Annotated in this window: 15 protein-coding genes; 4 read left to right on the top strand and 11 right to left on the bottom strand. The window is 40.0% G+C overall.

The genetic code is table 11. The features are described 5' to 3' along the window. Positions 1 to 254 precede the first annotated feature (254 nt). The 7 genes from BMY78_RS12745 to BMY78_RS12775 form a co-directional block, all read right to left on the bottom strand. Positions 255 to 1,349: a Ger(x)C family spore germination protein gene (locus BMY78_RS12745; RefSeq protein ID WP_090898931.1), complete on the bottom strand. Its 1,095-nt coding sequence runs from the start codon at positions 1,347 to 1,349 to the stop codon at positions 255 to 257. A 2-nt stretch (positions 1,350 to 1,351) separates the two neighbouring features. Then, complete coding sequence (locus BMY78_RS12750; RefSeq protein WP_090898934.1) at positions 1,352 to 2,467, bottom strand: GerAB/ArcD/ProY family transporter; 1,116 nt, start codon at positions 2,465 to 2,467, stop codon at positions 1,352 to 1,354. Then, positions 2,464 to 3,924, bottom strand: a complete 1,461-nt coding sequence (locus BMY78_RS12755) for a spore germination protein (protein WP_090898936.1) — start codon at positions 3,922 to 3,924, stop codon at positions 2,464 to 2,466. The genes BMY78_RS12750 and BMY78_RS12755 overlap by 4 nt, the downstream gene beginning before the upstream one ends. Positions 3,925 to 4,386: 462 nt before the next feature. Further along, positions 4,387 to 4,701: a hypothetical protein gene (locus BMY78_RS12760; protein WP_143067029.1), complete on the bottom strand. Its 315-nt coding sequence runs from the start codon at positions 4,699 to 4,701 to the stop codon at positions 4,387 to 4,389. A gap of 273 nt (positions 4,702 to 4,974) precedes the next feature. Then, positions 4,975 to 5,523, bottom strand: coding sequence for a hypothetical protein (locus BMY78_RS12765; RefSeq protein WP_090898942.1), 549 nt, complete (start codon positions 5,521 to 5,523; stop codon positions 4,975 to 4,977). Between the two features lie 588 nt (positions 5,524 to 6,111). After that, positions 6,112 to 6,396 carry a zinc-binding dehydrogenase gene (locus BMY78_RS33745; RefSeq protein WP_090898945.1) on the bottom strand — a complete coding sequence of 95 codons (285 nt, stop codon included), beginning with the start codon at positions 6,394 to 6,396 and terminating at the stop codon, positions 6,112 to 6,114. A 134-nt stretch (positions 6,397 to 6,530) separates the two neighbouring features. After that, the gene (locus tag BMY78_RS12775) at positions 6,531 to 7,496 is read right to left on the bottom strand and encodes a DMT family transporter (RefSeq protein WP_256222087.1); all 966 of its coding nucleotides are present in this window, start codon (positions 7,494 to 7,496) and stop codon (positions 6,531 to 6,533) included. A gap of 213 nt (positions 7,497 to 7,709) precedes the next feature. Here BMY78_RS12775 and BMY78_RS12780 point away from each other — a divergent pair, with 213 nt between their 5' ends. Next, a complete protein-coding gene (locus BMY78_RS12780) occupies positions 7,710 to 9,572 on the top strand; it encodes an ABC transporter substrate-binding protein (protein ID WP_177185730.1) in 1,863 nt (620 codons plus the stop codon). Between the two features lie 608 nt (positions 9,573 to 10,180). On the opposite strand, the gene BMY78_RS12785 is transcribed toward BMY78_RS12780, so the two are convergent. The 3 genes from BMY78_RS12785 to BMY78_RS12800 all read right to left on the bottom strand — a co-directional run bounded on the left by BMY78_RS12785 (position 10,181) and on the right by BMY78_RS12800 (position 12,987). Next, a complete protein-coding gene (locus BMY78_RS12785) occupies positions 10,181 to 10,390 on the bottom strand; it encodes a hypothetical protein (protein ID WP_090898951.1) in 210 nt (69 codons plus the stop codon). A gap of 367 nt (positions 10,391 to 10,757) precedes the next feature. After that, the gene (locus tag BMY78_RS12790; protein WP_090898955.1) at positions 10,758 to 11,102 is read right to left on the bottom strand and encodes a VOC family protein; all 345 of its coding nucleotides are present in this window, start codon (positions 11,100 to 11,102) and stop codon (positions 10,758 to 10,760) included. Positions 11,103 to 11,247: 145 nt separating this feature from the next. Further along, positions 11,248 to 12,987: an ABC-F family ATP-binding cassette domain-containing protein gene (locus BMY78_RS12800; RefSeq protein WP_090898961.1), complete on the bottom strand. Its 1,740-nt coding sequence runs from the start codon at positions 12,985 to 12,987 to the stop codon at positions 11,248 to 11,250. A gap of 384 nt (positions 12,988 to 13,371) precedes the next feature. Here BMY78_RS12800 and BMY78_RS12805 point away from each other — a divergent pair, with 384 nt between their 5' ends. Together BMY78_RS12805 and BMY78_RS12815 are read left to right on the top strand one after the other, a co-directional pair. Beyond that, entirely contained in the window at positions 13,372 to 15,135 is a 1,764-nt protein-coding gene (locus BMY78_RS12805; RefSeq protein WP_090898964.1) for a methyl-accepting chemotaxis protein, read from the top strand. Between the two features lie 1,033 nt (positions 15,136 to 16,168). After that, a complete protein-coding gene (locus tag BMY78_RS12815; protein WP_090898970.1) occupies positions 16,169 to 17,473 on the top strand; it encodes a hypothetical protein in 1,305 nt (434 codons plus the stop codon). A 240-nt stretch (positions 17,474 to 17,713) separates the two neighbouring features. On the opposite strand, the gene BMY78_RS12820 is transcribed toward BMY78_RS12815, so the two are convergent. Continuing rightward, positions 17,714 to 18,187, bottom strand: a complete 474-nt coding sequence (locus BMY78_RS12820) for an HIT family protein (RefSeq protein ID WP_090898971.1) — start codon at positions 18,185 to 18,187, stop codon at positions 17,714 to 17,716. 299 nt (positions 18,188 to 18,486) lie between these two features. Here BMY78_RS12820 and BMY78_RS12825 point away from each other — a divergent pair, with 299 nt between their 5' ends. Next, positions 18,487 to 19,083 carry a class I SAM-dependent methyltransferase gene (locus BMY78_RS12825; protein WP_090898973.1) on the top strand — a complete coding sequence of 199 codons (597 nt, stop codon included), beginning with the start codon at positions 18,487 to 18,489 and terminating at the stop codon, positions 19,081 to 19,083. Positions 19,084 to 19,089: the final 6 nt, after the last annotated feature.

Consider the following 19,089-nt stretch of genomic DNA (forward strand, 5'->3'; position numbering starts at 1 on the left):
AATGTGTTATTTTGTTTCGATTAAAATCTCTTTATTCTCACATGACGTATAAATCAGTGTTTGGACTCTATAATTCATCGAAGTATCAATAAAAAGTATCAGCAAAGAGCATGCAAGCTCCCACTTCGGCTGTCTCAGTCCCTTCGTAGCAGTAGATAACCCTGTATCTAGCGTATTGACACAAGAGTCATCCATTTTTTTGCAAACAAAAACCGCTTATATCAAGCGGCTCGGAATGATTGTCTTGTTTTGAATCACGACAGCCGTTCAACATTAATTAAAGGCTGTATTTTGATGTCGAAGTCAACATTAATTTTCATATTTCCCCAATATTTCAACCATTGCTCTTCCGTTAGTTCTTTAGAAAACGGCTTAAGTGAATGTGTTCCGACCTCTAAGGGATCCACTTTCAACCGTTGCATACTTTTTAATAATTCTGACGTTTGTTCCTCAAGGTATACCTCAATCTCATGAATTAAATGTTCCAATGGTTCCTCGCTTTGAATATTCTTTTCTCCCTGGTATTCCTCAATTCTTCCTTTCAATCCTACATGTAAAGACAAGGATGAATAGTCACTCGATAGTTTCATGCGAATATTGGATCGAACACGTCCTAAACTGATAGATAACTTTGGAATGGCCAAAACTTTCAAGAAATGATCGTTATCCAGAAGTTGAAAAATTTCATCGCTTACGTCTTGAGTGACCATTACTTCTTTATCATTTCGGAAGAAGGCCGTTCCTACGTAATTGAAATTGTTCTTATCCGCATGAAAAACCGGCACGATCGGATCCTTAAGAGGGGAATATAACATCTTCATAAATTGATGAATATTGACAATGCTCATTTCACCTTGGTTATGCTCCTCGTAATGCTTTAACATCCGATAAAGAAAATAATCTTGGTTTTCTTGCTTCGTCAATTGATTTTTTATGTATTCATCAAAATCGCCTCTGACAATCAATAAATAGACACGCATTGAAATATCGGGATCAACCAATATCGTATTGATCAGCTTTTCAATGCCACCTTCTTTTGCCAGTTCCTCATTGATTAATAACATTCGCAGCTGTCCCTGCTTCAATTCTCGATAATAAATTAAATTAAACTCCTTGCCTCCCTGCTTTAACAGATCAACTTCCTTGGAGAGAAATCGTTTTTTTTCTTTGATGAGTGGTGGTACTAAAGTGCTGATTTTAAACTTTCCTTCCGTCCCCTTGTCAATCGACCAGAAAACTACCGGAGCGATCTCTTCGATCATATTGTTCTCGACATATGGAGAAGAGCAACCGACTATCCACATAAGGCTTACAATCGCCAATAAACCATAATGCTTGTATGGTATCATGCCTACATACTCTCCTTTCGTTTAACCACAGTGAAAAGGATCGTAGGAACAAGTAAATAAATGATTGCGCCGAGCCAAATTTGAATGTTCAGTAACATCTTTTGACCCGGAACCGTTTGCCATAACCATTGATCCATTATGATGATACTTATCAAAATGACGAACCAACTCGACAATAATCCGATCCGAGTTGTGCGTGCATTCATTTTTTTCATAAAGACTCTTCCTGCTCCATAAAAACACAACAGAAGAATTGAAATGTCAAATACATAATTAAACATATGGAAAGAGATAAGTATGTAATCGATTCGTTCTAAACCGCTCGTTTGAATGTATCTTCCCATATATACTACCGGAAAATTGATCTTGTTTAAGAAGTTCGAACCGTAAAACAATACCGTAGCAATGAATAATAATGAATATTCGATAATCGTCAGCATGTTTCCAATGACAAGATATTTCGATATTTTTTGATTGGAGCTTAACCATGGAACCATAAAGACCAAATATACTGGACCGGAAAATGCCGACCAAATAAACAACAAACCCTGCCATGATTGTCCAGACCATTCGGTGGGTATTAGAGGATATAAATCGCGGTAATTTGCAATCGGCGGAAAGAAAAAAGGTATAAACATGATTAAGATCCAAGCCCCACAAAAAAAGGCGATGACGACAAACCGCAATGTTTTCTCCATTCCATGTGAAGCCACAAATAAGCTGATCGAAAGAATAAAAAAGATCAGCCACTTTTTATTCATTGATGGATAAATAAAATTATGGAGCATTTCAACGTAACCCAGTGTTATGATTGAGATTTTTAACAATATGATCAAAAAACCAAATATTGCGAAAACTTGAACTGTCCGTTTCCCAAAAAGCTGTACAATTCCTTGATAGCCTCTCTTTGCATAACTGGAAGTAAACCATTTGCACAGCATCATCAAATTAAGTTGGGACAGTAACCCCAAGGCGACAATTCCCCAAACCATATACGAATGAACCAAATAAACCGGCATGATTAAAATAAAGTAATGCATTTGCGTGCGATTGACCAATAAAAGGAAATGGATGCCGCCAAGGGTGAAAGTTTGATTGAATAAGGATAAAGTCTTCATTTCTTCATCTTCTCCTGTCGCCATTTCTGTAGTGGTTTTAGATTATTCGGACGCGTTTTCATCCAAATCAAAGGTCCGCGAATAAAGAGGTCAATCCAATCCTTTCCATAAAAAGGAGAAAGCGGCGCTAAATAAGGTTGACCTAATGACGTTAATGCATGGATATGTGCAAGAATCCCGATCAGCCCGATCACGATTCCCGGCAACCCAAGAAACGATGCAAGGATAAGAAGAAGCACTTGCAACAGAACCATGGATTTTGTCATTTGATAATTGGGAACTAAAAAGAAAGCAATAGCGGATATACCCATCAAAACAATTAATACTTTACTTGCAAAGCCTGCTTCTACAGCTGCTTGTCCAATGACAATACCACCAATAACCCCTAAAGTTTGACTGGTTTTGGTCGGCATTCGCAAACTTGCTTCTTTGATGATTTCCAGCGTTACGATCATGAAAATTCCTTCCACAAACGGAGTAAAGGGCAATTTGCTTCTCGATTCCAATAATACGAAGAGAATCGGTAGTGGAACCATTTGGTAATGAAATGTCGTTAACGCAACATAAAAAGGAATCATCGTCAAAGAAATAATAAAACTTCCATACCTCATTAAACGTAAAAAACTGGCTACCGGCCAACGAAGGAAGTAGTCTTCTGGCGATTGAAATAGATGAAATAATGTAATGGGACAAATTAAGGCAAACGGTGAATTGGAGACTAATAGAGTCAGCTTACCCTCACCTAAGGCGTACGCACAGGCATCCGGCCGATCCGTTTGTAGAAACTGCGGAAAGACTGTATGGTTATGATCTTCAATAAAAGCTGCAAGCTGTGCGGAGTCTAAAAACTGATCGAAATCCACACTTTCAATTTTCTCTCTTGCAAGGGAAACAAATTCCGGATTAATTATTCCGTCTATGTACATTAACACAACCTTCGTTTTACTTAGTGATCCGATAGTGAAGCTTTCCGTTTTTAATGTCGTTATAGGCAAACGCCTGCGCAACATTGTAATGTTTTTATCGATTTGTTCGCTGAAGCTGTCTTTCGCTCCATATATAACAGTTTCCGTTTGGGAAGGTTCAACTGCCCGACCAAGAGGATTTTCCAATTGTACGCCTAGCCATTGATCGTTGACTGAATCGTATAGAAGAATAAATCCTTGCATTATTTTTTGCCCAGCATCTTCAATCGATATAACTTCAGAAACTTTGGAATTGATTATGCATGATGAAACCGAATGGCCAGCAGATCGCTGAAGTGGCTGAAGAATCGCCTCGTTTAAACGCTCTTGATCAATTAACGTTTTTATAAATAAAAGATGGACTGAAGCACCGGTACCTATTCTGTGCTCAATGATTTCGGCATCATCCATATGGTTTAATTTCTGTTTTAAATCATCAAGCCATGTAGACATTTGATGATTTTTCATTTGAGGGTCGTGTTTTTCAACCATGGTCTTCTCCTTTATTAAAGTAATCAAAACCATCATATGGTTGTTATCTTACCCTGCAACTAGAAAATCATACGACCGGCAATTTGTATTTTAAACCGTACAACGTTCGAGAATGAGGTAGAAATCTGGATCAGGATTCTTTTTTCGGTGAGAATGCATGTGGTACAAAATGATTCACGCTCCTCACCACAGGCTTACAATTATTGGAATTTTGAAATACATTGAAAATCTTAATTATTATTCGCTCTTGTTCATGAATACGGAAAATCGACCGAGCTATGACATTGCCAGCTACGCAGGACCAGCAATATCGGGAACAACATGCTGCCAGATTAATGGAATGATGGCATTAAGGTACCCTTTGCATCTATCACCGGCTTCCTCTCGGGAGCAAAAAACAAAAAGACAGGCATCAACTGATACCTGTCCTATCTCAATTTCGTCAGAATTTCTGTATTACCCTTAAATAAAGGGCCTACGGTCCAGTACTTTATTCAAGATTCGGTCACTGATTACCTGTTCGGGAAGCACGGATTGAACAAGTGCCAAGGCACATACAGCACCGCATAAACTATGCAAATCTCCATAAGGTTCTTCCTCAGCGGATTTACACAAAATGAACTGAATTAATTGTTCGGAGACCTGGTTAATCATCGCCGCTGCCTCATCCCCTCGATGCTCTGTTTGCTCCTTAGCACTGATGAAAGTATACAGCCAGTCCAGTTGATTGAAGGTAAACTCCAGCTCCGACAAAGGCAATTGTTGACTAATAAACATATCCAGACAGGTATTGATTAATTGTTCAGGGTAACGGACTTTTCAGGTTGACGTTTCCCATGAGCATTAGCCAATAATCTCAATATCGCGAAACAGGTCATTATAATATAGTTTCCACTTTGAATTAACTGAATCCGGGAATACTCCTTTTATTCCGAACTTCAAATTAATCAGTTGTAGTTAGACAAGAGTGCATGGACTGCACCCCCATGGTTGGTCTCTGTCATACCATGGGGGTGCAGTCCAGCGTCGCTGCTTCTTTTTTTGATGTCTTCAGGGAACAAAAACCTCCGGGTAATCCTTTCGCCAAGCGCCGATGCATCCAACTAAACAGGCAGTATAACAAGTCATTGCACTGCCGTCCTCGTTCGTTTCATACTCAATGGCGACATTGATACCGGATTCGCGCCATGCCAGAAACGGACCGGTGCCCCCGAGCCAATCCCCTTCTTCATACAATGCAGGTTGACCGTATTCACGAATCAACTCATCTGGCGTTGAATTCATTGTCATTCCTGCAGGAAGCTGTCCCGGAAACGGGGTATGGATTCGGTCATCCGAGCCAGGAGCTAGAAAATGGACGGCCCCGATCATCCATTCATCCGTGTTCAGATCGTCACGTCCAGTCAGTTCATGAAGTTTCGGGGAGCGATAAACGTCAAGGCGGATAGATGACTTTACAGACCAAATAATGTCGTCACTAAAATAACCGCTCGCCTTCGGTATACGTTTGACACCGAAGGATTGCAATACTTGTTGAACACGCCTGGAATCGTAAGGCTGACCCAGCATGGCAATGAGGTGTTCAGACGGTTCTTTCATGATTAGTGGCACACCTTTCTCTTTGCTCAAGCACATCCAGCTTTGGGTACATCATTGTGCACAAAGCAACTTTTTTAGCATAATCATCAACATATTTCGTGCTCAGATTACCTTTTTCCTGCCATAAAAAAAGAAAACCTTTATCACAAAATATCGATTAGAATAAATAACAGGAGCAATGTTGCTAATAAAGAACTCCCTAAACAAATCAGCACAATCTATGATCTCGGCGTTTCCTCGCCCTTTGATCCAAAAATCATATTCACTATCCTCTCCATTTCTTTGCTAAAGTGTTTATTGATGGGTTCATAGTTCTAGTTGATATACTTCCGATCAATTTTGACCATAAACCAGCCTTCAGAGTTTCAGTAAATCACTTGTACCGCTAAAATAGCAACTTTAATGGGAGCCTTTTTATGTCTCTCGACACTTATTTAATGGGGGTAGTCATTCATGAAGTCGAAATTTCCCCGCGCCCCACAAATACCACTTCTCGAGCTCCTGATTCTCCCCGCTCATCTCCAGAAAATCTGGGTCCAGGCATCGTAGGCACGTTGCGTTAATATACTGTTAGTTGAACAAACACAACTACAGTTTAAGTACAATCTTCCCCTTTGTTCGTCCGCTTTCCATATGTCTATGAGTCTCTATGATCTGCTCTAAAGGATAGCACTTCTCAATAAAAGATTTTATTTTGTAATCCTCCATCAGTTGACTTAAAAAGTCTATGTCTACATTTTTCGGCATAAAAGTTAGTACATTCTGACGAGGACAAACGTATTCCGCATGAGATCCGAAACAACTTCCAATAACATGATCACCAACCTTATAGTTAAATGTATTAATCAAAGCATTTCGTACCTTAAGCATCATCCTATCGTCTTTCTTAATGGATGGCAGTTTTATATCCCTTATCTCCAGAACATCAGGTAAACCATAAGATTTGCAATCCTGTTTTTATATATATTTAAGATTCGAACTTTTTAACTGTTTAAAACCTAAGAAAATTACTGAGTAGGTCTTTTTAAATGAGAGTATATTTGCACGAATACTACAGCCAATCCTACCATTAGTAGTCCCAAGACCTCAATAACCGATAAATTACGATGTAAGATGAGAACATCCAATACAGCTACCTCCAATAACATCAAATTGTTGATTAGACTATTTTCATAGGCTCGCAAGTGCTTTTGAGTCCAAGTCCATAAGGAGAATGCAAATGAACCATTAATAATCCCCAGCCAAAGTATGATACCAACAAGTGGCCAAGAGATGCTTGGTAAACCTTCAAAAATGAGTCCGATTATTAACATCCCAAAGGCACCAATCGCCATGGGCATGAGAACTAGATCACCCAGATTCGCTTTTTCGTTTTTAAGTAAGTGCCTCGTTAATGCCAGATGGATAGCATATCCAGCACAAGAAGCGAGTATTAGAACAATTCCACTAAAGTGGCTTCCCCCAAAATCCCAAGGGAAATAGAAAACGACAACTCCAGTCATTGCTACCAATATGCCTAAAAAAGATGAGCGACCACGTAACTCTCTGAGCCAAAAAACATCTAGTATAATTAAAGCGGCAGTGTTACCAACTGAAAGTACCATGCTCGTTTGTGTTGGGGTGACCAGCATTTGCCCCGCGTATTGCAGTCCCTGTGCCATCATATATCCAGTTACTCCAAGAACAACGATATAATATGGTTGTAATTTGATACGGCCTCTTTTCTTTTGAAGATCCACTTCTGGTGCTATATTTTTTCGATTTACCAAAATCAACCTAATGAGTACCAAAGTGATTGTAGAAACGACGTATCGTAATCCAGCTAAAGTAAAAGGTCCAATAGTATGTTGAAACGCTATCTTATTTAAGATGTAGGATGTCGACCACAGCAAGGTGACCAAAACGGCCGCACCAATAGCGAGAAAATAATGATCTTTAACTGCACCTATACGACCTGAGTCTTCGTTAGTCAACACAGCCACCTCTTTCTTCGTGAACAGTGAACCATTCTCTGATACACTCCTTTGCCTTTATTAAAGCTGGCCGATGATGATCATGGCTTCATTTCCATAACATTCTCCTCCCTATTTGGCTGCACTTATGGTTCGTATGTTATGATTGTAGTTAAAATAAGGGAAATAAAAAGAGTATAGTTTTAAATTTTAAACTTCCCCTTTTATTTGGAGGTGAATCTTCTGCAGTTATCTGAACATTTCTTCAATCTCAAAAAATTGTTTAGCACGCTCGAAGCACAGATTTCACACAAGACGACATTACAGGAGTTGGGCACAGTATGGAACTGCACACCACGTAATGTAAAGTGGATCATCCGTCGTTTATGTACGGCTGGGTGGATTGCATGGTCTCCAGGACGAGGACGAGGTAATCGCTCAACGCTGACTATATTAACTTCGGAAGCGGAAGTAGTGCTCGCACTTGCCCAGGAGGCAACGATTAAAGGAAGGTTTCACGATGGAATACGATTACTTGAGAACCACCACGTGGACGATGTAATACGTGGCAGATTTGTACAGTGGCTAGAGGGACAGTATGGTTACCGCGTAGATAAGAATGAACATTATCAATTAGACACGCTGCGTCTTCCCTTTTATCGAAGTATGACTAATTTAGATCCGGCTTTTACACTTCGGCGTACGGAGTGGCATATGGCCCGGCAACTCTTTGATACGCTTCTTATCAAGAATGATGACAATAACGAAATCCTTCCTCATTTGGCTTATTACTGGGAAACCGATAATACTGAGAGTACATGGACTTTTTACATACGTAAAGGGATACTCTTTCATGATAATACCGAACTCCATGCGAAGGATGTTGTCTATACTCTTGAACGATTAACTTCAACAAAATTTGGGCGAACAGAATGGACTGAGCTTCCAATAGATAAAATCAGGGCCATAGGCCCATACTGTGTTAAAATTAGTCTAAGACGACCTTATCACCTTCTTCCACAACTGCTTGCTTCTCCACGTGCTTCAATCCTCCCCCTCTCTTCGGCCAAACGTTCACCTGGGGAATTTGCACGTCTTCCCATTGGAAGTGGCCCGTTCCGAGTGGTAGAAAACGATGACTCCCAAATTGTTCTTGAAGCCTTTCCTGCTTATTTTTCGGGACGAGCTCAGCTGGATCGGGTTGAACTGTGGATCTTACCGGAAACCCGTTATCGTTCATTGCCGCTAAGGGAATTAGCTGGGGACACGCTTCCCTATATTCATCCATTTCAACTTCACCCACGAAACAATCAACCTCCTGACATTGAAAGAATAGAAACAGGATGCACTTATATGACATTTCAACTAAACAAGCCAGGACCTCTAGAATCTGACGATTTTCGACATTGGCTTAGTCTTGTAGCCAATCCACATCGCATGAATGCAGATCTCAATAATCATACCTATAGCCCTGCTTATAGTTTTTTTCCTGATTGGAGCATCATCTCTGAACAAATGTTAAAGCATGACTATCTGAATTATGGTCCCAGCTACTTAAAATCAGAACCAAATTTTCTAGAAGGACCACCCGTTCATCCACAACAAACACTATCAATTCTGACCTATCATATATTGGGTGATTCCTTGGAACGAAACGCTCGCTGGTTTAGCGAGCAATGCGCTATATATGGAGTGAAAATTAACGTAGAAGTTCGAGATTACGAAGAGTTTATTCGTCCAGAGATTATCGATGCTGCCGATCTTGTATTAGCTAACGCTGTTGTTGATGATAATTCGGTTATTTCTTTTTTACGTCTTATGTTTGACGATCGTCACGTCGTACGTAGGCACCTATCCCCGGAGGTTTATGAGCATCTAAACATTAGATTGCATAAGATCGAAAACGAGCCAGAAGCAAACAAACGAATTCTAATGACCCAAGAAACAGAACAATGGCTTAGAGATAAACGGGCTGTATTCTTTTTGTACCATCTAAACCAGTCCACTTACTACGATAAACGTTTAATAGGAATGCAGACAAACGCTTATGGCTGGGCAGATTTTTATAGACTTGCGTTACGACCGTCCTTTGATTGAGAAAACTTTTAATCTGAACAAGTTCTCTCGCATTCGCGATAGGAGCTTGTTCAATTAAAGAAAATAGTCTCAGGACTAGGAACTGCCCTATAGACTTGATGACCATCTGTCTGGTCGTCATCGCTATTTCAATACCTTGACCTTTCGAGATCAGTGAACCGGGTTTTACGTCCAGCGGATTGCTGCGGTCTGGCGAATAAAATATCAATTTCTCTTTGTCGGCGATAGCTAGCGCAATATCTTCTTTCTGGCAAAGCTGGGCAAAAAACGGTGCAGCTTTGAAAATACTATCCAATAATTCAGAGCTACTTACTGTGAATTCCAATCGAACCTCTCCTCTGTCCGCATAATAACTAGACTTTATGTACTCTAAAATATTGTACCTGTAAAATGTTACTTCATTGTTAAGCGCGACTTGTATGCTTTACATATATATCTTCTTCTCCGAGGACTAATACAGAGACACAACAAATCACAATGGTACATATTCATGTCCTCATCTTGGGACATGAACTTGGTTCCTTAAAACAAAAAAGCCGCTATAATAGCGACTTTGAATGGAAGAATGTTCTTGTTCCGCGACACCATTCATTTTTTACTCTTTTCTACTACTTCTTCTTTTTTCTTTTTCTGAAGAAATCGAACTTGATCACATAATCAAAAAGAGAGGTAATTACAACAACTCCAAGTGGAAACAAGGAATATACCCATAGCGGATTATTTGGAGCTTCACCAGGAGGGGCATCAGTTAAATAAACATAAAGAACAACACAATAAATTATGGCCACTGCAATACCTGTTATATTTCTATTTTTCATAGTTGTTTTTCCACCTCTTGTACACAGAAATTCAAAGCATTATATCTTCCACTTAAGAATATCATAACCCATATTTGGAATAATCTATATCACCTATTAAATACTCTATAGTATCGATTGTAAAAATATTAGATTCTGTGAACCCAGGCCTCCGTCTCATATCTTTAGATCCCCTTTCGTACCCAACATAGCTGTTAATTCTTCAACATGAAAAAACTCCCCTCACAGTAACAGGATTTATCATTTCACCTGTCCACCGTATGGGGAGAAAACAACTTTTAGTAATAAGGTCTTAATGTTGTAATAACATTTGGCTCACTGTGACAGAAAAAGTTATCACTATTGTTAAGCCAGATACACTTTCGTATTAGGCTTTACTGTGAAGGGTAACTAGGTAACCGTCTGGGTCGGCAAATGTAAAAGTTCGTCCGAATGGTCCATCTATTGGTGAAGACGTAATCTTTACGCCTGCTGCAATAAGCTTGTTGTGGATTTCTTGCGTATTGGGGGCATGAAGCCACAGAGCGACACCAAGTCCAGGCTGAGTACCTGAACCGAGTTCTGTTTCAGGCAACAGGTCACGAAGAGCAAATGCAATAGGCTTTGTTTCGAAGACTACAGCATGAGGTGGCCCAGCCTGTGAACGAACCAGTCCAAGATAGTTTTGATAGAATTCTGCAGAGATTTCAAGCTTACTGGATTTTTGAAAGATTCAAGTTCAGAGACTACGACATCTGCCCCATATCTAATCGGTAATCGCCCTATATTCTTGTCCATTCCGTCAATATAAAAAGCCGCTATAATAGCGACTTCAAATGGGAATATCATATTCATCGTTGAACTCAGACTAATTCACTTTAAAGGAACTTAATTAGCTCTTCTAGCTCATCAACCAAAACTTTGGCAAGTTCAAAATTAGTATCTTTTAAAGCCAATTCGATTTTCATTTCAACAGACTTTTTCTTTTGTTCCGTTTCTAGATAGTTTTCATCAAAATGACTCGCATAAATCATCTCTCTAAATTCTTGTATACTCATCTTGTTAATCGTTTTGTCCTCAATAATTAAAACATAATCCATACCATTTACAACAGAATAGAAATCATGAGAAATCATGAGAATCGCACCTTTGTAGTCCTCAATAGCTTTCTCCAATGCGATTTGTGAATAGATGTCTAAATGGCTTGTTGGTTCATCAAGCAGCAATACGTTGGCTTGACTGGCAGAAACTTTAGCCAATTGAAGCATGTTTTTTTCTCCACCAGATAAAGACTCTATCTTTTGATCAAGGATTTCTCCTTCAAAGCCATAGTCCAAAAGATGCAATCTAATCTCATCATAAGTTTGAAACCCAGCATCAATAAAGTCGTTTAGTATGGTATTCGAATCCTTGAGCATTTCGCCTTGAAACTGAGATAAATAAGCCACTGTAGCATCAGCATTTATTTCAATAGAATCCTGATTATTTTGGAAGATTTCGCGGAGTAACGTCGTTTTCCCGGTACCGTTTGGACCGATTAGGGCTATTTTATCTGTCGATTTGATCTCAAAGTTCACATTTTCCAAAAGTAATTCGTCAAAGGAAACGCTATAGTTATTGACGTTAACCACAACGGTGTCTTCCATTTCCTTTTCGATGCCAAAACGGATATTCGGCTGCTTGATATCAACAAATGGTTCTTTTATTCGACGCGCTTCCAATCTCTCTTGAAACTTGACTCTGGCTTTTAACGCTCTGCCTCTGGAGGCTTCCGAATTATACGTGGCGATCTCTCTAAGATTGTCGATGATATGATCGTACCTCTCAATTTCTTCAGCTTCAGCTACCGCAATTTCTTGCAGCTCGATCTTCGTCTGAAGCAACGAGAAGTTATAGTCGATGTATCGCCCGTCAAACTCTTGGATCTCCGTGTTTTCAAGGTGTATTATTTTATTGAAACAATGATTCAAAAGATAGCGATTGTGCGTAACAACGAGAAGCATTCCCTTGTGGGAATTAATCAATTTTTTAAGTGCATTCAGGTTTTCAAAGTCTAGAAATACATCGGGTTCGTCCATGATCATTAAGTCTGGACGATTCAGCATTTCCTTCATTACTTGAATAAGTTTGAATTCCCCGCCGCTTAATTCGGATACATCAAGGTCTTTTAGCTTCATGAGGTTGGCAAGGTTTAGCTGCTTATTAATGGTGTTTTCGTAATTATCCCCATCCATCGCCTCGAAGGCATCCAAAGCCAATTGAACCTTTTCAAGCAGCGCATCCATATCCGACGTGGTGGCCATCTCCGCATACATAGCTGTGATTTCATCTTGTAACTTGATGAATTCTTCTCCGATATATTCAAAAACGGTCATTTCTTTCGTTTTCTCGACTTGCGAGAACTGACTCACATACCCAATTCTGCAATCGGGGTCTATCTCTAACTTGCCCTCGAACAAATATCGTTCAGGATCCATCAGGATATCGATCAGTGTACTTTTCCCACTGCCGCTTGTTCCGATAAAAGCGCAATGTTGTGCCTCTTCAAGCGTAAATGAAATGTTATTATATAGTTCTTTTTGTGGAAACGAGAAGGATAAGTTATCAACTTTTATCATAGTGTTACCTTTCTTTATAACTAAAATGGTGGCTAATATTAAATGTATTGTTAAACACAGACTTTTAGAGTAACACTGTTTACCACCAAGTACAATCCATTTGTTGCCCTCACCCCCACTTCGAAATTCAAATACTTTCTATAGAATGGTGGCTTGTTGGACAATTTTCAGAATCAACCACTGCGTACGATAATGAAGATTCATCTAAAACATGGACGAAAAAGCAGCCTGGACGTTTATCCAATCCCAAGAGTTTTCTGCACTTCAACCTATATGTATATACAAATTTAGGATTAGTCTTCATTTACCCCTTCAATATTACGATAAATAGTATGGGGTTATACAATAACCATATTATTTATTACTTCCAAGGGGGAACAGAACGTGAGACAGACTCGCAAAAAAAAGATGGATTTAAGGTTCAAACTGTATTTGATCATTCTGGTTCCGCTGCTGGCCATGGGCGGTCTAATCATGTGGACCACTATCGACTCTAGTGAAAATGCATCATTAATGACCATGCAGCATAACAATCAGCAGCTGGCAGTGAATACTGCCTCTCAACTAGGTCAGGAATCGGAATTAATCACGACTTTATCCTCTACTGCTTCAGAGGAGAGCAACGAATACAAAAGTCTTAGAGACGAACTCGTTAAAGTTAGGCTTCAATCGGGAGCCTTATACGTTTATATGTATAACAAAACTTCAGACGGGTGGATCTACACCGTGGATGGAGCAGATTGGGACGATAAGGAATACAGCCCTTACGGGACTGCAATGGAATTCAAACCCCAGATTCAGGAACGCTTGTTAAGTGGTGAAGTCGTCACAACGGGCATTGTAGATGATCCAACCTGGGGACAGCTATTGTCCTCCTTTACACCAATCAAGGATTCGCAAGGTACTATTATTGGCTATCTGGGCATTGATATTTCTGCTGCAGCAGTGAACCAAGTCTCCGAGACATCCTTGAATAATGCTTATCGGACCATTATCCCGATTTTTGTGGTTGTACTCGTTCTATCTTTGGTTATGATGCTATTCGTAGTAAGGGGCATTCTCGGACAAGTGCGCGATATTAAGTCAAGCCTCGAACAGGTTGCTGATGGGAATCTCAAAGTCGTGTCCAAACATATGACAAACGATCAGCTCGGTGACATCAGTGATTTGATTAATGTCATGGTTGCCCAATTGACGAACATTCTGTTGGGAATACAGCAAGGATCCAATACCTTGCAGCATTCCTCGAAAAATATTGCGGAAACGGCTCAAACGAACCTGCGTCAGACCGAAGAACTTTCCAGAGCGATCGAAGAAATTGCCATAGGGTCTACGAAACAGGCCGAAGAGACAGAACAATCCGTCCAGCACTCAGAGAGTCTCGGCAAAATAATGGATGAAGTAGGTTCATATGTGCAACAGTTTACCCATACTTCAGAGCAGTTATCTGCCGTGCAAGTACAAGTTACACATGAACATGAGGTTCTGCTTGAAAAGAGCCGCGAGAATGCGAAGCGTGTTGAGCATCAGCAGGAAATTTCCAGTTCACTGACGACTCAATCGGAACTCGCTTCCTCCATTAGCGGACAAATACACAACATTTTAAAACAAACTCAAATTCTATCGCTGAATGCTTCAATCGAGGCAGCCCGCGCTGGCGAAGCGGGAAAAGGCTTTGCGGTCGTTGCTGGTGAAATGGGACAGCTCGCTCAGCAATCCGAACGTTCGATTCAGGAGATTGATGAAATCCTGAGTTCATTTGTTCAAGAGATACATCGTATGGGCAGTCATTTTGATGCGAATATGGTGGCGGTCAAGGAGCAGGAAGAACAGATCGCTGATTGCCTCCAGACGTTCAGACAGGTTAGCCGTTTATCGAACGAAGTGCATGAGCTGGCTCAACGTTTGGAAAGCCGTACGGTGGATATGCACTCTATTCGTCAGGAAGTGGAGCAGCACTTGAGCTATATTGCTTCCGCAACCGAGGAAACTTCAGCCATGGCCGAAGAAGTCACTGCAAGTGCTGTGGAGCAGCAGCGATCGGCCAACGAATTGTCGAACATATCCGGCCAGCTCGCCAGCCTTGCAGGGAACCTCAAATCATATTCTGATCAATTTCAGATCGAAGTCCGTAAATCAGATTCATAATAATAAAAACCCCGTTACCTGTCGATTCAGACTGCGGGGTTTTGCTTTAATCTACCTTACAATTTTCTAATTCTACCTTGTAACTGTGCTCATCTTTGGATATGAACTTAGTTCCTCAAATCAAAAAAAGCCCCTAAAATAGGGACTTTGAATGTAATAATGTTCTTGTCCTGCGACAAGCATACACAGAATAGTGCATGCCTTTTCTCTTCAGTGCATATATACACAATTCGGAAATTATCCAACCAACCACTCCATTCCATTAAAATGTATGAATTATTGCTACAGAATCGCTTTTTGAGCCTTAATAGTGGAGGAGAAATATCAAAATCTATCCGACATATTGAAGAATTAACTGGTATATTGCTACGGAAAGCCCTAAAATACTCGCTTTCATTTTAGATGGATGATATCTTTTGCTGCGAAACAAGTACAGAAAGATCACTATAAATCCTAAGGGAATCAACAGCTGAAAGACACCTTCTGTTGTATAACGAGAATAAATTGGAATAATGGAAGTACTGATCAAAAAGTAAAAGAAAACTGTAAAACGTCTTGTTTCTAAGTGTTTGCTCCACCTTACTAAAAAGAAAAAAATAATGATTCCGATAATTGTAATGTGTAAAGGGGGGAGAAGAATAGAAACGTTCCCAAATTTGAACTCCATTTTGCATTGCCCTCCTCTTTTTAATCATCACTACTTTTTGTTCCGGATTGGGGAAGCATGTACATTATATGTTATAATTGAAAGGTTGATTTTACCAAAAGAAAGGAGGAATGTAAAAAAAACATTGTTGAGTTTATAGTTTTCGCTTAAGATTTTAGCTTTATTATGGAACCATTCCAAACAGGTGGTGCCAGGCAAAGAACCAGTAGGTATTGGGTACTTCATAGATCGCGGAACAAATATCCATGTCACAAATTTAAGAGGTACATCTCCCATTGATGTGGCGACAAGCTATAAACCAGACAAGATCATCCCATTTTTAGAAGAATATCGACCATTACATCGAGACTAGGAGGAACTCATATCATGAAAAGGATCACCAAACGTACTTTTCTAATCACTACTCTAACAACGTTCATTACTATTTCCTTAGTCCCCATCGCCACTTCAGTATCTGCTTCTGATTACAAGCAACTTCCAAAGCCAGAGTGGACCTATGACGTACCTACCGATACGACAACCCAAATACATAGTAAGAACTATTATTTCACAGGAAATATCTTCTACCCGATCGTATCAGAACAGACTAACTCTCAAACTGCATATACATTCTTGTATCAGTCAGATCGCTCTACCGGCAAAACTAAATCCGTACACTCCTTACTAGCGATAGACGACAAAACTGGAAAACAGAAGTGGATTCATAAATCGCCTATGCCCTACAATTCGTTTGAAATAGATCAGAGCGGTAACGTCTACTACTTCGATGAGGTAAATTCCGGTAACAAGAAGGTATACCAGTTGATCTCTCTGGATTCAAATAACAAGCCACGATGGGTCAAAACATTCAAAGAGCACTTTCAATTCAATATCCTAGAAGATGGGCGCATAGCCGTGATTACTTTCACAAAAGACACCAGTGTGATTACTCTTTATACAAAGGAAGGCAAGCCGCTTATCAAAAGGGAGTTTCCTGGCCACGTAAGACATATTCAGGGGAACTACGTTGGTTTGTTAAATTCTGATGCTCCGAGAAACACGACGACAATTGATATTTACTCCATTCCTACAGGAAAGAAGATTATTTCCGCTGTCCAACCGCAGGATCACGTCAATATTGTGCATGCTGACTTTGAAGTTCTAAGTGGCGGAACTGTGATTGTTCCCATCTACGATGCAAAGATGGAAGTGGAAACCTTGCACGGCTATAAGCCTAACGGGGAACACAAATGGATCAGACCATTGCCTAAGCCAGCACAGGATGCCGTTTTCGGTACAACGTATGCGCATAATATGTACGATTCTTTGTACGTATCCTTAGGAAATAATTATCTGATTCAAGAGAAAAATAAGCTTAGTCTGTACAATACTAACAATCAATTGATTGCGACCAAGACGTTTACTGATTTACCTGCACAAGGACTGTTACAACGACTAAATGATCAGAGCATTGTCTTCGGAGCCGTCGACAAAACACAAGCTTGGTATGATTCATCTAAACCGGAGCCTAAGAAAGCCGCCTACTATATTCTGGACTCAGACACACTAAAAATAAAAAACTCTTTTGTAATCGATGACGCACTTTTTCACCAAGCCGATGTTCGTTTTCACGATGCAAATACATTCTATATCCAGATGAGTGAAACCATTGCCAAATACATTCTAGAGTAGCATATGCAGGCTGGAGTTCCCCCCCCATTTTAACGATGTATGCCTAGCCCCTCTCCAGGAGCGAAGTCATACATCGTTTTTTTTTATCAAATGAGCAGCCTGCAGAATTGCAGACTACTCATTAGTTTTATTGAGATATCGTTTCCTGTTAGCTTAATGAAAGAACCTTATTTTTCTCTTGTAGGGCCCACGTAATCTCAGATTCATTTCCGACTAGAGTTATCATTCGCCTGCTAGATCTTAAATGTTTTCCTTTATCCAAGAACGCAGCTTATCTGCATAAAAAGCGCGTTCATCTAGATCAGATGGAGAACCCTTTGACAGATAAAGTTGATCATTCATATATCTAGGGTAAACATGGAGATGATAATGCCACACGTCTTGATTGCCAGCAGGCTCATTATGTTGCCGCGTAGAAATCCCTTCACATCCATATGTACTTTTCATTGCAAATGCTGTAAGCTGAGCCGCGCGGTGAATTTCAACAGCGTAATCCGCAGGAAGGTCAAAGATGTTCTCGAAATGTTGATTCGGAATAACAAGAACATGTCCTTTATTTTTTGGCCACCATTTGCTCGCTATAAATGCCGTTACCTTTTCATTCTGATAGATGATATCCCTTTCTTTTGTTCCCTGATTGGGGCGTTCGATCCCCCAAACACAACAAAATGGACATTCGTATCCTTCGGGCTTATGTGAAAATAATGCTGTCATCTTTCGCATTCCACTCCTTTCATATTTTTCCAACCACCTATTAGACGCAGGCCGTTTCTGTTCGTTGCGTTATCCTCAATATTGGTAATCAATTAGAGCTCTCCTTCACACCGGCATGCACGGCTCTCTTCCCATGATAAATTGGCAAGGCTTTTTGTCTTGAACGTAGTAGTATCGCTTTGCTAATGTAATCTTTAGATTTTCTTCAGAATTATGCTTATTAATTCCTTAGTTTTTTTCATTATGATATCTATATCAACAAGAGAATATCATTGAATGCAACCATGGAGGTTACCGCGATGAAAACATCCGAACCGTTTCTTTTCCTGCAAGGATTTCTGAGGAACCCCAAACGAGTAGGCAGTCTCCTGCCCAGTTCCAAATTTCTAGCCCGTAAAATCGTCCAGTGTGTACGATGGGATGAGGTTAGAATCATTGCTGAGCTGGGGCCAGGAACAGGTGCCGTCACACGTCTAATGAAAGCAGAATTACCGAAATCCGCATCCGTGTTTTTATTTGAAAGAGACCCCAAAATGAGAAGTAATCTGAAGAAAACATATCCTGAATTCATGTTCCATTCGAATGCATCCTATCTTTTGAAAAGGATCAATCAAGAACATATCCATCAGTTGGATAGCATCATTTGCGGACTGCCCTTTTTTAATTTTTCCAGAGAAATGAGACAAAACATCCTGTCACAGATTCATACAGCGCTCCGACCTGGAGGCACACTAGTTTTGTACCAGTACTCACTTCATATGAAGAAACGATTAGCTGACTTATTCGATATTGAGAAAATTCAATTTGTGCCCTTCAGCTTCCCTCCTGTTTTTGTGTATACTTGTCGCAAAAAGAAAGATGAAGGACACAGTGAAACGAGAGAAGCAGTTTACTAACCATAC

The sequence above is a fragment of the Paenibacillus sp. OK076 genome (assembly GCF_900110055.1).
Lineage (GTDB): Bacteria > Bacillota > Bacilli > Paenibacillales > Paenibacillaceae > Paenibacillus.

Excerpts from the sequence above, each read along its gene's own strand:
- BMY78_RS33745 (WP_090898945.1), bottom strand. The coding sequence starts at position 6,396 with ATGATGCTTAAGGTACGAAATGCTTTGATTAATACATTTAACTATAAG.
- BMY78_RS12755 (WP_090898936.1), bottom strand. The coding sequence starts at position 3,924 with ATGGTTGAAAAACACGACCCTCAAATGAAAAATCATCAAATGTCTACA.
- BMY78_RS12820 (WP_090898971.1), bottom strand. The coding sequence starts at position 18,187 with ATGACAGCATTATTTTCACATAAGCCCGAAGGATACGAATGTCCATTT.
- BMY78_RS12760 (WP_143067029.1), bottom strand. The coding sequence starts at position 4,701 with ATGTTTATTAGTCAACAATTGCCTTTGTCGGAGCTGGAGTTTACCTTC.
- BMY78_RS12815 (WP_090898970.1), top strand. The coding sequence starts at position 16,169 with ATGAAAAGGATCACCAAACGTACTTTTCTAATCACTACTCTAACAACG.
- BMY78_RS12800 (WP_090898961.1), bottom strand. The coding sequence starts at position 12,987 with ATGATAAAAGTTGATAACTTATCCTTCTCGTTTCCACAAAAAGAACTA.
- BMY78_RS12745 (WP_090898931.1), bottom strand. The coding sequence starts at position 1,349 with ATGATACCATACAAGCATTATGGTTTATTGGCGATTGTAAGCCTTATG.
- BMY78_RS12825 (WP_090898973.1), top strand. The coding sequence starts at position 18,487 with ATGAAAACATCCGAACCGTTTCTTTTCCTGCAAGGATTTCTGAGGAAC.
- BMY78_RS12765 (WP_090898942.1), bottom strand. The coding sequence starts at position 5,523 with ATGAAAGAACCGTCTGAACACCTCATTGCCATGCTGGGTCAGCCTTAC.
- BMY78_RS12785 (WP_090898951.1), bottom strand. The coding sequence starts at position 10,390 with ATGAAAAATAGAAATATAACAGGTATTGCAGTGGCCATAATTTATTGT.
- BMY78_RS12750 (WP_090898934.1), bottom strand. The coding sequence starts at position 2,467 with ATGAAGACTTTATCCTTATTCAATCAAACTTTCACCCTTGGCGGCATC.